Source organism: Streptomyces sp. NPDC003300, from assembly GCF_040610915.1.
In the GTDB taxonomy this organism is placed as follows: Bacteria; Actinomycetota; Actinomycetes; order Streptomycetales; family Streptomycetaceae; genus Actinacidiphila.
The window spans coordinates 199993-212723 of record NZ_JBEXNE010000014.1; the positions used below are offsets into that span (position 1 = coordinate 199993).

Sequence of the window (12731 nt, forward strand, 5' to 3'; positions counted from 1 at the left end):
GGGACGGCACGCGACCTCAGGCCCGCAGCTTGTAGCCGAAACCGCGGACGGTCTCCAGCCGGTCCTGGCCGATCTTGGCGCGCAGCCGCTGCACATGGACGTCCACGACCCGCGTGTCGCCGCCCCACTCGTAGTCCCAGACCCGCTGGAGCAGCCGGTCGCGGGAGAGCACGGTGCCGGGCGCGCCCGCGAATTCCAGCAGCAGCCGCATCTCGGTCGGGGTCAGCGCCAGCCGCTCCCCGGCCCGCGTGACCACCATGCCCTCGGGGTCGATCTCGATGTCCCCGAAGGAGAGCTGCGGCGCGTCGTCCAGCCCGTCGTCACCGCCCGCCGCCCGGAAGCGGCGCAGTACGGCGCGGATGCGCGCCACCAGCACCGCGCCGTCGAACGGCTTGGTCACGTAGTCGTCGGCCCCGGCCTCCAGGCCGAGCACGATGTCGATGGCGTCGGCCCGCGCCGACACCATGATCACCGGCACCGTCGACTCGTCCCTGATCCGGCGGCACAGCGACACGCCGTCCAGGCCCGGCACCATCACGTCGAGCAGCGCGAGGTCCGGCCTGCGGGCGCGGAAGGCCGTGAGCCCTTCGAGCCCGTCGGGCGCGGCCGTGACCTCGAAGCCGTCGCGTTCCAGCGCGAGAGTCGTCGCCTCGCGGATGACGTCGTCGTCCTCGACGAACAGGACATGAGTGGCGGCCACCGGGCTATTGTCCCTGGCCGTGCTGGACGGCGTCGCCGTCGGCCGACATCTGCGGGGCCGTCGAACCGGCAGCGGCGGGACTGCTCGGCCTGCCGGACACGCCGGAGGAGGGGGATTTGGCCGGCGCCGGGGTCGTGGTCTCCGCCGCCGGCACGCCGGGATCGACCGGGTCCGACTTGGGCAGCGGCGCCGGGTCGGTCGAGGTCGGCTCGGGCGAGACGGTCGGCGTCCGCGCGCCGAAGTCCGAGAAGTCCCGCGCGACCTCGACGAAGCGCTGCCCGCGCCAGGCGTACGTGATCGACTCCTGCCCGGTCGGATACGTCGCCGGGTCGTCGGTCCTGTACACCTCGTGGATGATCTGGAGCCGCCCGTCCTCGACACTGCCGTAGACCGGCGGCTGCTCGTCCGCGAACACGTTCTGGTACTTGCCGTTGACCATCCGGTACACGTACGCGGCGATGCCGAGGCCGTCGCCGCACGTCGTCACGTTGATCACCAGGTCGGGGCCGTCGCCCGCCGTGAGGTCGCCCGAGTCGGTGTCCATCGGATAACCGGCCCCCACGCACGGCGTCAGATCCTCGCGTACGTCCGCGCTGACGCTGTTGTCCTTGCGCACCATCGTGGCCAGCGCCACCTGGTCGGCGACGATCGCCGGGGCGACGGTGGACGGCGTCTTCACCCGGGTGGCGGCCGGCGCCGGGCCTTCACGGCGGGCGCCGGTGGCGGCCGTACCGCAGCCTGCGACCACGACGCACGCGCACGCCAGCGCGCCCGTCGCGAGAGTCGAGGCTACGCGGCCCACACGCCCTCCATGCGTTCCATCGGTTCCCGGCCGAGCGCGGCCGGGTCCAGCGGGTCGGTCGAGCCGGCCGACCCGGTCGAGCCGGCCGTGCCGAGCGGAGCGGCCGCGCCGAGCGGTCCGGTCGCGTCCGTCGAATGAGCCGGGTGCGTCGAGTATGCCGATTCCGGTTGGGACGCGTCACGCCCGGCAGAGTCCCGGTCCACCGCGTCCAGCCGGGAGTAGCCGTAGCGGCCGTGCTCCAGTTCGTACCGCAGCCGGGCCAGCGCCCGGTGCAGGGTGCTCTTCACCGTACCGGTCGACATGCCCAGCGCGCGGGCCGTCTCCTGGGTGGAGAGCTGGCCGTAGTGCCGCAGCATCACGACCTGCCGCTGCTTGGGCGCCAGCACCGTCATCACGTCGAGCAGCATTTCGCGGTCCGCGCGCTGCTCCGAGCCGTCGTCCACGCTCGCGTCCGGCAGCTCGCCCGTGGGCACCTCTTCCAGCTTCCGGTTCCGCCACCACTCGGTACGGGTGTTGATCATGACCCGGCGCATGTACGCGTCGGCCAGCGTCTTGTCGGCGATGCCCTCCCAGCGCGGATACGTCCGCACCAGCGCGGTCTGTACGAGGTCCTGCGCGTCGACCGGATTGGGCACCAGGCGGCGGGCGCTGCGCAGCAGGGCGTCCTGCCGAGTCCGCACGTACTCCTCGAACTCCAGTACCTCGCCGTTCCCCGCCATGGTGTGACTCCGTCCCGTGCCTGCCTGCCGCTGTCGTCGTTCCCTGCCGACATCGAGGACGCTACGGAGCGGATGTTGGGCTTTCGCCACCGCGAGCGCACAGCGGCCTCACAGCAACCCATCGGTTCTGTAACGGGTGGAATGCAAGCCGTGAATCGCTATGAATAGGCGCATTCTGTGTTTAAACGGGCATTTACGGACCCGAGAAGTCAGGCGTCACAGGGGGCGCGGCCCACGAAAGCCGAGGTGGGAGTGGGGACGGGGGCGGGCACACGGCACCGCCGGGGGAGGGCGCGCGGCGCCGCCGGGCCCGGATCATCCGGAGACCGTGCCCGGCGGAGAGCTGTGACGGTTACGGCGCTGTGACGGATGCGGCCCTGAAGCGGATGCGGCGCGGTGGCGGATACCGCGCGGTGGCGGATACGGCGCTGCGGCGGATACGGCGGTGGCGGGTACGCCCTAGACCGGCAGCCGGTACACGCCGTCCGCCAGCGGCTCGACCAGGCCGTCCTCGACCAGGCCGTCCAGTGCCCGGGCCCGCTGCACCGGCTCGTGCCACACGGCGTCGAGCGCGGCCTGCGGTACGGGAGCGGTGGAGGCGCGGAGGACGGCCAGCAGCCGGCCGCGTACCTGCCGGTCGGTCCCGGCGTACGTCTGGCCCCGGCGCGGCGGCCCGTCGTGCGCGGGCGAACCGGCCAGCCGCCAGACGCAGCGCGCCGCGATCGGGCAGCGCCCGCACTCGGGGGAGCGGGCGGTGCACACCAGCGCGCCCAGCTCCATGGTGGCCGCAGCCCACCGCGCCGCGACCGGCTCCTCGGCCGGGAGGAGCGTCTGGGCGGTCCGCCGCTCGGCGGCCGTCGTCGCGTTCGGCGGATACGCGGTGCCGGTTACCGCGCGGGCGAAGACCCGCCGCACATTGGTGTCGAGCACGATGTGCCGCCGCCCGTACGCGAAGGACGCGACGGCCGCCGCCGTGTACTCCCCGACACCGGGCAGGGCCAGCAACTGGCCGTGGTCCTCGGGGACTTCGCCGTTGTGCTGGGCCGCTATGGCGGTGGCCGCCGCGTGCAGCCGCAGCGCGCGGCGCGGATAGCCGAGCCGCCCCCAGGCGCGTACCGCCTCGCCGGGCGACTCCGCCGCGAGGTCGGCCGGGCGGGGCCAGCGGGTCAGCCACTCCTGGTGCACCGGCAGCACCCGGACGACCGGCGTCTGCTGGAGCATGAACTCACTGACCATCACCGACCACGCGCCCGCGTCCGGCCGCCGCCAGGGCAGATCGCGGGCGTGCTCGCCGAACCAGTCGATCACCAGGTCGTGCAGTTCGGTGACGGCGGCCGGGGGAGCCGGGGGGACCGCCGAACCCGCGGGGGCGGCCGGGGACGTGCGGGCTGAGGTGCTGACGGAAGCGTCGCGGATGTCGGTGCTCATGTCCTCCCGATCCTCGCACAGGCCACTGACAGCGACCGGCCGTCCCCTTAAACGTGATGATCGGCAAAGACCGGGCGCCGAGCGGCGGGTGTTGCGGCGAGGCGCGGGTGATCTCCCCTAGAGTTCGGGTGTGGGCTCAATGCGCAATCCCGTCGGACCTCTGCCGTCGACCATCTACTGGCGGCGGCGGGCCGTTGCGCTGTGTGTGCTCGCGCTCGTCGCCCTGCTGATCTTCTGGCTGGTCAACTCGACCGGCGGGGGCGGCGGTAGCGGCAACAACGGCTCCTCGGGCACCCACACGCCGGTCGGCACGATCACGCCGGGCCCCGAGCCGACCGGTACGCACATCACCGGGCGCCCCGGTGGCCGCGACACCTCGGGCGGCGACAGCGGCGGCTCCTCCGGTTCCTCCGCGGGCTCCTCCGGCTCCGGCGGCGGCTCGAATGGCGGCTCCAACGGCGGTGCCACGGACGGAAGTTCGGCCGGTGCCGGTTCCTCGGGCGGCAACGACGGCGGTACGTCGGGTACGGCGGGCACCTCGTCGTCCGGCGGCGCGGCCTCCGGCGGTGTCGCCACCAGCGGCGGCTCGGGCAACGGCGGCTCGGGCGGTCAACTGCCCGCCGGCTCCACGCTCCCCGACTGCTCGCCCGGCAGCGTCCAGCTCTCGCTGCGCAGCGTCCAGAACTCCTACTCGCCGGACGAGACCCCCGTCTTCGAGCTGCGCGCCGCGAATTCCGGATCCGTCTCCTGCAAGGTCGACTTCGGCCCCGCCAAGGCCGTCTTCACGATCACCTCGACCGCGGGCAACGCCCACACCTGGGCCTCCGACGACTGCCCCACCGCGGGCAGCGGCTCCTACCTCCTCCAGGTGCCCGCCCACGGCTCCACGACGTACACGCTCCGGTGGAACGCCAAGACCAGCTCCCCGAAGTGCGCGACCCCCAAGGGGAGCGCTGCGGCGCCCGGCACCTACCTGATCCAGGCCCGGCTCTCCGGCTACGGCGCCAAGCAGGTCTCCTTCGTCCTCTCCCAGGACTAACCCCGGGGGGTCCGGCCCCCCGGCTGTCCCCGGTCCGCCGCTTCGTGTGGGCGGCGGACGAGGTCGGGGCGCTTCCGGTCCCCGAGGCAGCTGACTCCAGCGGTACGTCTAGACGTACCGCTCCAGGATGGACGACTCGGCGAGGCGGGAGAGGCCCTCGCGGACGGAGCGGGCGCGGGCCTCGCCGACGCCGTCGACCGTCTGGAGGTCGTCGACGCTCGCGGCGAGCAGCTTCTGGAGGCCGCCGAAGTGCTCGACCAGGCGCTCGATGACGGTGTTGGGCAGCCGGGGCACCTTGGCGAGGAGCCGGTAACCGCGCGGCGAGACGGCGGAGTCGAGGGATTCGGGGGAGCCGGTGTAACCCAGGGCCCGTGCCACGGTGGTGAGTTCGATGAGTTCGCTCTGCGGCAGCGAGTCGAGTTCGGCCATCGCCTCGTTGACCGTACGGCTGCGCTTGGCGGTCGGCTCCGGCACGTAGTCGCGGGCGACCAGTTCGCGCTCGGGCTCGACGCCCGCGATCAACTCGTCCAGTTGCAGGGCGAGAAGCCGTCCGTCGGTGCCCAACTCGATGACGTACTCGGCGATTTCGGTGGCGATCCGGCGGACCATCTCCAGGCGCTGGGCGACGGCGGTGACATCGCGCACCGTCACCAGGTCCTCGATCTCCAGCGCGGACAGCGTGCCCGCGACCTCGTCGAGGCGCAGCTTGTACCGTTCGAGCGTGGCCAGTGCCTGGTTGGCGCGGGAGAGGATCGCGGCGGAGTCCTCCAGGACGCGGCGCTGCCCGTCCACGTAGAGCGCGATCAGCCGCATCGACTGGCTGACCGAGACGACCGGGAAGCCGACCTGCTTGCTGACCCGGTCGGCGGTGCGGTGCCGGGTGCCGGTCTCCTCGGTGGGGATGGTCGGATCGGGGACGAGCTGCACGCCCGCGCGCAGGATCTTCGTCATGTCCTTGTCGAGGACCAGCGCGCCGTCCAGCTTGCACAGCTCGCGCAGCCGGGTCGCGGTGAACTCCACGTCCATCACGAAGCCGCCGGAGCACAGTGACTCCACGGTCTTGTCCATGCCCAGCACGATGAGGCCGCCGGTGTTGCCGCGCAGGATGCGCTCCAGGCCGTCACGGAGCGAGGTGCCGGGTGCGACGGCGCTCAAAGAGGCGCGCATCAGCCCGGCGTCGGCGCCGAAAACCCCGCCGGACCTGCCGGGGGAGTCGCCCGATGCCCTTCGGGCCGGGGGAGGGCCCCCTGCCCGGTCATTGGCTGCCACTCTGCAATCCTCCGGTCGCTACGGATGCCCAATGGGCGAGACCAGGGCAAAGTTTACGGCTTCCGGGGGGCGCGGCGCGGGCCGGACGGCTCCTACCGGGGTCCCGCGACGGTCCTACGGGGGTCCCGCGACGGCGCGCGGGCTCTCCCGGGAGCGCGCGCGAGGCCCCGCACGACCGTGTGCCGGGCCTTCCGTGACTGTACGCCGCGCGCAACCCGAACGGGTGCCGGGTGTTCCCCGGAACCGCGAGCCGGGCGTTCTCCGGGAAGGGGTGCGGGGCCGATCCCCCGTGCCCGCGAGCCGGGCGCCTGCGGCCGTACAGCCGTACGTCGCGGACGTCTGCACGGCCGTACGGGCACCGGCGTCCGCGGCCGTACCGGCGTACGCCGTGGCGCTACGACCGTGCGGTCCGCTTCGGCAGGGCCCGCAGCGCGTCCCCTATGTCCGCGACCTCCACCACCTTCATGCCCGCCGGGATCTTGCCGGGGTCCGGCGGTACCAGGGCGTGGGTGAAGCCGAGCCGGGCCGCCTCCGACAGGCGGCGCTGCACGCCGGTGACGCGCCTGACCTCACCGGCCAGGCCCACCTCGCCGATCGCCACCAGGTTCTTCGGCAGCGGGGTGTCGATGGCGGCGCTGGCCAGCGCGAGCGCCACCGCGAGGTCGGCGGCGGGCTCGGTGAGCTTCACGCCGCCCACGGTCGCGGTGTAGATGTCCTGCTTGCCGATGGCCTTGATCCGGCCGCGCTGTTCGAGCACCGCGAGCATCATCGACACGCGCGAGTTCTCCAGACCCGAGGTGGTGCGGCGCGGCGAGGGGATCTGGGTGTCGACGGTCAGCGCCTGCACCTCGGCGACCAGCGGGCGGCGGCCCTCCAGCGTCACGGTCAGGCAGGTGCCGGGCACCGGCTCGTCGCGCCGGGTGAGGAAGAGGCCGGACGGATCGGCCAGGCCGGTGATGCCCTCGTCGTGCAGTTCGAAGCAGCCGACCTCGTCCGTGGCGCCGTAACGGTTCTTGATGCCGCGGATCAGCCGCAGCCGCGCGTGCCGGTCGCCCTCGAAGCTGAGCACCACGTCGACCAGGTGCTCCAGCAGTCGCGGGCCCGCGATCGAGCCGTCCTTGGTGACGTGTCCGACCAGGATGGTCGACATCCCGCGGTCCTTCGACGCCCGGATCAGCGCGCCCGCGACCTCGCGGATCTGCGCGGTGCCGCCGGGCGCGCCGTCCAGTTCGGCCGACGCGACGGTCTGCACGGAGTCCAGCACCAGCAGCGCCGGCTTCACGTCGTCCAGGTGACCGAGAACGGCCGAAAGATCCGTCTCCGCGGCCAGATACAGATGGTCGGCGAGCGCGCCGATCCGGTCCGCGCGCAGCCGTACCTGCGAGGCGGACTCCTCACCGGTCACGTACAGCGTCGCGCCCTGTGCGCTGGACGCCTTCGCCGCCACGTCGAGCAGCAGCGTGGACTTGCCGACGCCGGGCTCGCCCGCGAGCAGGACGACGGCGCCGGGCACCAGGCCGCCGCCGAGCACGCGGTCCAGCTCCGGCACGCCCGTGGAGCGCGCGGTCGCCTGCCGCCCGTCGACCTGGCCGATCGGCCGCGCCGCCGTCGTCACCCGGCCGGGCGCGGTGGTCCGTACGGCGGGCGCGGCGCCGAACTCCTCCACCGTCCCCCACGCCTGGCACTCGCCGCAGCGGCCCAGCCACTTCAGCGCCGTCCACCCGCACTCGGTGCAGCGGTAGGAGGGACGGTCCTTCGAGACGGTCTTACGGGCAGCCATGCCGCCCACCGTAGCGGGAGGGTCCGACAAGGCGGCCGGACCGGCTCCTGCGGCTGCCGGGGGCGCTCAAGGGGGCGTGCGGCGCGGACATCGAGCGCGCGCACGTGCGTTCACTCGTAAGAATGACGGAGCTGTCCCCTTTTGGGCAGCATCACTACCCATAAGGATTAACGCACGCCAGGAGAGCTGAACCGGGGGCCGTACCGGGCCTACCGTCGCCCGGTGATGAGCAGGCAGGAGACCCCCACCCAGAACCAGACGACCGGCGCACACCGCAAGCACCGCGCGCCGGCCGGCCGGGCCGCCCGCAAGGACACGCCGGGCGGCGAGGCGCCGCGCACCGAGGCGCCGCGTCCGGAGGGACCGCGCGTGGAGGGAGCGCGCGTGTCCCGCAAGGAGGCCCGCGGCGACGCGCGCAAGGCCGCCCGCAAGGAGCCGTCGCGCAAGGACGGCCGCAAGGACGGCCGCAAGGACGTCCGCCGGGAAGCGACGCACAAGGCGCACGACCGTCAACGCCCGCACGGCACGCTCCCCATGCAGCCGCCCGCGCACTACGAGCCGTATCTGGACGGCCTGTTCACGTACTGCCTGTCGATCCTGTGCGAGCACGACGCGGCGGCCGGGGCGCTCGGCGAGGTGCTGGCGCTCGCCGAACGGCAGCGCGGCCACCTGCGCGACCCGAAGCTGCTCCGCCCCTGGCTGTACGCGCTCGCCCGCTGGACCTGCCTGCGCCGGCTCGCCGCCGGGCCGCCGGAGCCGCCGAGCACGTCGGTCGCCGTCGCCGAGCAGCGGCACGCCCAACTCGCCGCGCTCGCCTGGCCCGAGGCCGCGGGCACCACGCCCGAGCAGCGCGAGGCCCTGGAGTTGGCGGTCCGCCACCAACTCCCGCCCCACGAAGTCGCCGCCGTCCTCGGCATCGACGCCGACACCGCGCGCGGCCTGCTCGCCCGCGCCGCCTGCGAGGTGGAGCGGACCCGCACCGCGCTGTCCGTCGTGGACACCGGCAACTGCGCCGCCCTCGCCCAGATCGCGGGCGAGACCAAGGTGTTGCTCGGTACGGCGCTGCGCACGGAACTCGTCAGGCACGTCGACGACTGCCCGGTGTGCAGGCGTACGGCGGAACGCGTCGTCGCCGCGGGGCCCTGGCCGGGGGCCTCGGGCGTACCGGGCGCTCCGGGGGCCGGGTCCACCGCCGTCCTCGCCCTCATCGAGGCGCCGCGCTCGGCCGCGTACGCCGCCCTGCTGCACGCCATGGACGCCGGGGCCGGGCGCTCCCGCGACGCCACCCCGCGCTTCGACCGGCGCGGCTTCCCCATGGACCTCAAGGACCGCGCCGCCCGCCGCGCGCAGCTCAGGCACCGGGCCGTCACCAGTACGGTCGTCGCGGCCGTCGTCGCCGCGCCCGTACTCGCCCTGTGGGCCGCCTATCACGCGGCGCCGCTCGGCGCCGACGCGCCCGGCACGGACCGCGCCGCCAGCGAGCCCGACGGTCTCAACGGCGACCCGTACCAGGAGGCGGGCAGTTCCCGGCAGGCCCCCGACCCCCAGCACTCCAGCGGTACGGACACCCCGGCGCCGGTCCTCACCACGACCGTCTCGACCGACCCCACGGCCGCCGGCTCGGCGTCCCCCGGCGGCAGTACGCTCACCGTCACCGCCAGCGGCACCACCGTCACCCTGACCGCGCGCGGCGCGGCCCCCGTGCACTGGACGGCCGACACCGCCGCGTTCTGGATCCGGCTCTCCGCGACCTCGGGCGACCTGCGGCCCGGAGAATCGGTCACTCTCACCCTGAGCGTCGACCACGCCCTGGAGCCCTCCGGCTCCTGGACCGCCCGCATCGCCTTCTCCCCGGCGCACGCGACCGTGATCCTGCGCGGCTCCTCCACCCGCAATGTGCCGCCGCCCGCCTCTGACTCCCCGACCACCCCGCCGCCGTCCTCGTCCTCCCCGACGACGCCCCCGCCGACCACGCCTCCGCCGACGACCCCGCCGCCCACCACCCCGCCCCCGACGACGCCTCCGCCGACGACCGCGCCGCCCACGACCGACGCCCCCAGCACCGCGCCGGAGTCGCCGAGCCCGGCCGGATAGCCGTACGGCGAAAGGGTATTACTCCTGAGTAGCCGTACTCATGCCGGGCCGCCCGCGCGGCGGGACGATGAGCGGCATGGGGAAATTCACCGGCACGGTCGTGGTCACCCTCGTCACCGTCGGAACACTCGCCGTCGTCCACGCCGTCGGCGCACCGCTGTCCACCGTCCTCGGCACCGCCGCGGGCCTGCTCGGCCTGCTCTGGCTGCTCCTTCTGCTGACCGTGCCGTGGAACCTCTACTTCCGCGCCCACGCCGTCCTCGCCGAGATCCGGACCAGCCGCGAAAAGGGCCTGACCGTCTCCCCGGAACGCGACACCGAGGCCGGGCGGATCGCCCGCCTGATGCTGCGCGTCGCCCTCGCGGGACACCTCGTCACGGCCGCCCTCGCGGTCGCCGTCGCCGCGGCGACCGGCCGCGCCGCCGGTTACTGGCTCGCCGGATTCTTCCTGCTGAGCACCGTCTTCCGGCCCGCGGGCGCCTGGTTCGCGGCGCTGCGGCGCCGCCTCGGCACCCTCCTGAAGGACGTCACCTACCCGCGCGACGACGTCCTCGCCCTGCGCGCCACCGTCACCCGCGTCGAGAGCGGCGCCAAGGTCCTGGAGGGCAAGGCCGAGGAGCAGTACCACGCGCTCGGCGAACTCCGGTCCGCGGTCGACGCGTTGGGCCTGTCCGTCTACGCGCGGGCCGACGGGACCGACCGCCGGATCGCCGCGCTGGCGCGGGAGTTCGAGGCGACGGTGAACCGGCTGACCGACAACACCGAGATCATCGCCGGTCTGAAGGCGTTTCTGCGGCTGCTGCGGACGGAGGACGGGGTGCTGCCGTAACGGCCTTGGTCCGTACGGCCGTTGACGCGGGACGTCACGCCCGCCTCAGGCGGCCGTCTCCAGCTCCAGCAGCAGGTGCTTGGCGTCGGCGCCGCCCGCGTACTGCCCGGCCGAACCGTCCGAGCGCACCACCCGGTGGCACGGCACCACCAGCGGCAGCGGGTTGAGCGCGCACGCCGTGCCCACCGCGCGGACCGCCCGCGGACTGCCCGCCGCCGCCGCCACCTGCGCGTAACTCGCTGTCCTGCCGTACGCGATGTCCGGCAGGTGCGTCAGCACCTCGCGCCTGAAGCCCTTCGACAGCCGCCAGTCCAGGGGGACTTCGAAGCCGCGGCGCTGCCCGGTGAAGTACTCGTCGAGCTGGCGGCTCACCGCGTCCAGCCGCCGCGGGGCGCGCAGCACCCGCGGGCTGATGGTGTCCGCGAGCTGCTGGAGCACCGCCGCGTGGTCCTGCACGGCGAACGCCACGCGCACCAGGCCCTTCTCGGTCGCCGCCAGCAGCAGCGGGCCCACCGGGCTGTCCAGCGTCCGGTACGCGACGTCCAGCAGCCCGGCTTGCCCGGCTTCCGCCGCCAGGCGCTCGTGGAGCCGGTCCATCGTCGCGTCGTCCTGCGCGGTGAGGGCTTCCAGGAGCTGGGCGGCCGTGTCGTTCGTGTCCTGCACGTCCTGCACGTCCTGCGTGTCGTTCGTGTCGTTCGCGTCGTTCGCGTCGTTCGCGTCGTTCATGAGGGGTCTCCTCCTCCCGCGGTGTCCCGCGGATAGCTGCGGCGCAGGGCCTTCACCCCGTCGGCGGCGGCCCTGCGCGCCGCGTCCGGGCTGCCGCCCGTCACGGCGGCGATGTCCTTGTACGGCAGGCCCGCCAGGTAGTGGTACGCGACCGTCTGCCGCTGCCGCTCCGGCAGCGCCTTCAGCGCCGTCCACAGATCCGGGTCCCAGTCCTCGGGCCGCCCGGTGCGGCTCGCCCGCTCGGGCAGCTCCGCCAGCGGTGTCGCGCGGCGCGCGTTGCCCCGCGTGATGTCGACGGCCTTGCGGTGCGCGATGGTCACCAGCCACGCCTCGACGTTCGCGTCCGCGGGCAGCTCCGGGTACGCCCGCAGCGCGGCCAGGAAGGTCTCCGACCACGCGTCCTGCGCGTCGTGCGGGCCCACGACGGCCCGGACCACCCGGAGCACCATCGGCCCGTGGTCGGTCACGATCTGTTCGAACAGTGGCTTGCTCACATGGGGTAAACGCGTGGGGGCGCCGAAACGTGAGGTGGCTTTCGCGGGGGGCTTTTGGACCTGCGGTCCGCTTCGGAGGTGCGGTTCGCTTCGGAGGTGCGGTTCGCCGCGGAACTGCGGTCCGCTTCAGAAGAGGCGGTCCGCCGAGGCGGCGTCGGGCTCCTCCAGTTCCAGCAGGTACCGCTTGCGGGCAAGGCCGCCCGCGTAGCCGCGCAGGTTTCCGTCGGCCGCCACCACGCGGTGGCACGGGACGATCACCGACAACGGGTTCAGGCCGTTCGCGGCGCCGACGGCCTGGGAGAGGGAGATGTCGCCGAGCTGGCGGGCGAGGTCGCCGTAGGAGCGGGTTTCTCCGTACGGGATGCGGGTCAGCAGGGTCCAGACGCGGCGCTGGAACTCGTTGCCCTCCGGGGTCAGTTCGAGGTCGAAGGTGTGCCGGGTTCCGGCGAAGTATTCCTTGAGCTGGTGGCGTACGTCGTCGAAGGATTCGTCGGCGCGTTCGCCGAAGGTGGTTTTGTTGGGCCTTCGTTTGTGGCCCTCGAAGTAGAGCCCTACGAGGGCGGGGCCCTCGCGGACCACTGTCAGGTCGCCTACGGGGGAGGCGATCACCGCGTGTGTCCTCATCTTGCTTATTTTTCCCGCCCGCCCACCCGCCCACCCGTGCGGGTGCTTTCTTCGTCTGCGGGTGCCGCTTGTGCCTGGTCGGTGCCGGTCCGGGGCACCTCCTCGGGCGACGAACGTGCACCCACTTCCATGACGTCCAGCCCCTTTCCGTTCGTCCCCCTGCGGGGGCACCCCGGCCCGTCCCCTCCCGGTACGTCGGCGTCCGCCCGCCGGTGGGGGTGGCCGGG

Annotated in this window: 11 protein-coding genes and 1 pseudogene; 3 read left to right on the forward strand and 9 right to left on the reverse strand. The window is 73.6% G+C overall.

Features of this window, described 5'->3' with window-relative positions; all coding sequences use genetic code 11:
• Window positions 1-16 precede the first annotated feature (16 nt).
• The 4 genes and pseudogenes from cseB to ABZX65_RS21760 form a co-directional block, all read right to left on the reverse strand.
• Window positions 17-700, reverse strand: a complete 684-nt coding sequence (cseB, locus tag ABZX65_RS21745) for a two-component system response regulator CseB (protein ID WP_355342294.1) — start codon at window positions 698-700, stop codon at window positions 17-19.
• A gap of 4 nt (window positions 701-704) precedes the next feature.
• Window positions 705-1502: a hypothetical protein gene (locus ABZX65_RS21750; RefSeq protein WP_355342297.1), complete on the reverse strand. Its 798-nt coding sequence runs from the start codon at window positions 1500-1502 to the stop codon at window positions 705-707.
• 236 nt (window positions 1503-1738) lie between these two features.
• Window positions 1739-2221: pseudogene (locus ABZX65_RS21755) on the reverse strand (SigE family RNA polymerase sigma factor); the annotation flags it as partial.
• A 459-nt stretch (window positions 2222-2680) separates the two neighbouring features.
• Window positions 2681-3649 (reverse strand): A/G-specific adenine glycosylase, encoded by a 969-nt coding sequence (locus ABZX65_RS21760; protein WP_355342300.1) that lies wholly within the window; start codon window positions 3647-3649, stop codon window positions 2681-2683.
• Between the two features lie 139 nt (window positions 3650-3788).
• On the opposite strand from ABZX65_RS21760, the gene ABZX65_RS21765 reads away from it, so the two are divergent.
• The gene (locus ABZX65_RS21765) at window positions 3789-4688 is read left to right on the forward strand and encodes a hypothetical protein (RefSeq protein WP_355342303.1); all 900 of its coding nucleotides are present in this window, start codon (window positions 3789-3791) and stop codon (window positions 4686-4688) included.
• A gap of 108 nt (window positions 4689-4796) precedes the next feature.
• Here the strand turns inward: ABZX65_RS21765 and disA are convergent, their stop codons facing one another.
• Together disA and radA are read right to left on the reverse strand one after the other, a co-directional pair.
• Window positions 4797-5855: a DNA integrity scanning diadenylate cyclase DisA gene (gene disA, locus ABZX65_RS21770; RefSeq protein WP_188283947.1), complete on the reverse strand. Its 1059-nt coding sequence runs from the start codon at window positions 5853-5855 to the stop codon at window positions 4797-4799.
• A gap of 496 nt (window positions 5856-6351) precedes the next feature.
• A complete protein-coding gene (gene radA, locus ABZX65_RS21775) occupies window positions 6352-7737 on the reverse strand; it encodes a DNA repair protein RadA (protein ID WP_355342306.1) in 1386 nt (461 codons plus the stop codon).
• A gap of 225 nt (window positions 7738-7962) precedes the next feature.
• On the opposite strand from radA, the gene ABZX65_RS21780 reads away from it, so the two are divergent.
• Together ABZX65_RS21780 and ABZX65_RS21785 are read left to right on the forward strand one after the other, a co-directional pair.
• Complete coding sequence (locus ABZX65_RS21780) at window positions 7963-9831, forward strand: hypothetical protein (protein WP_355342309.1); 1869 nt, start codon at window positions 7963-7965, stop codon at window positions 9829-9831.
• A gap of 76 nt (window positions 9832-9907) precedes the next feature.
• Window positions 9908-10660 carry a hypothetical protein gene (locus tag ABZX65_RS21785; RefSeq protein ID WP_355342312.1) on the forward strand — a complete coding sequence of 251 codons (753 nt, stop codon included), beginning with the start codon at window positions 9908-9910 and terminating at the stop codon, window positions 10658-10660.
• Window positions 10661-10705: 45 nt separating this feature from the next.
• Here ABZX65_RS21785 and ABZX65_RS21790 read toward each other — a convergent pair whose 3' ends face one another.
• The 3 genes from ABZX65_RS21790 to ABZX65_RS21800 all read right to left on the reverse strand — a co-directional run bounded on the left by ABZX65_RS21790 (window position 10706) and on the right by ABZX65_RS21800 (window position 12504).
• Window positions 10706-11386 (reverse strand): methylated-DNA--[protein]-cysteine S-methyltransferase, encoded by a 681-nt coding sequence (locus ABZX65_RS21790; protein WP_355342315.1) that lies wholly within the window; start codon window positions 11384-11386, stop codon window positions 10706-10708.
• Window positions 11383-11880 (reverse strand): sigma-70 family RNA polymerase sigma factor, encoded by a 498-nt coding sequence (locus ABZX65_RS21795; protein WP_355342318.1) that lies wholly within the window; start codon window positions 11878-11880, stop codon window positions 11383-11385. Before ABZX65_RS21795 ends, ABZX65_RS21790 begins: the two co-directional genes overlap by 4 nt.
• A 126-nt stretch (window positions 11881-12006) precedes the next feature.
• Complete coding sequence (locus tag ABZX65_RS21800; RefSeq protein ID WP_355342321.1) at window positions 12007-12504, reverse strand: methylated-DNA--[protein]-cysteine S-methyltransferase; 498 nt, start codon at window positions 12502-12504, stop codon at window positions 12007-12009.
• Window positions 12505-12731: the final 227 nt, after the last annotated feature.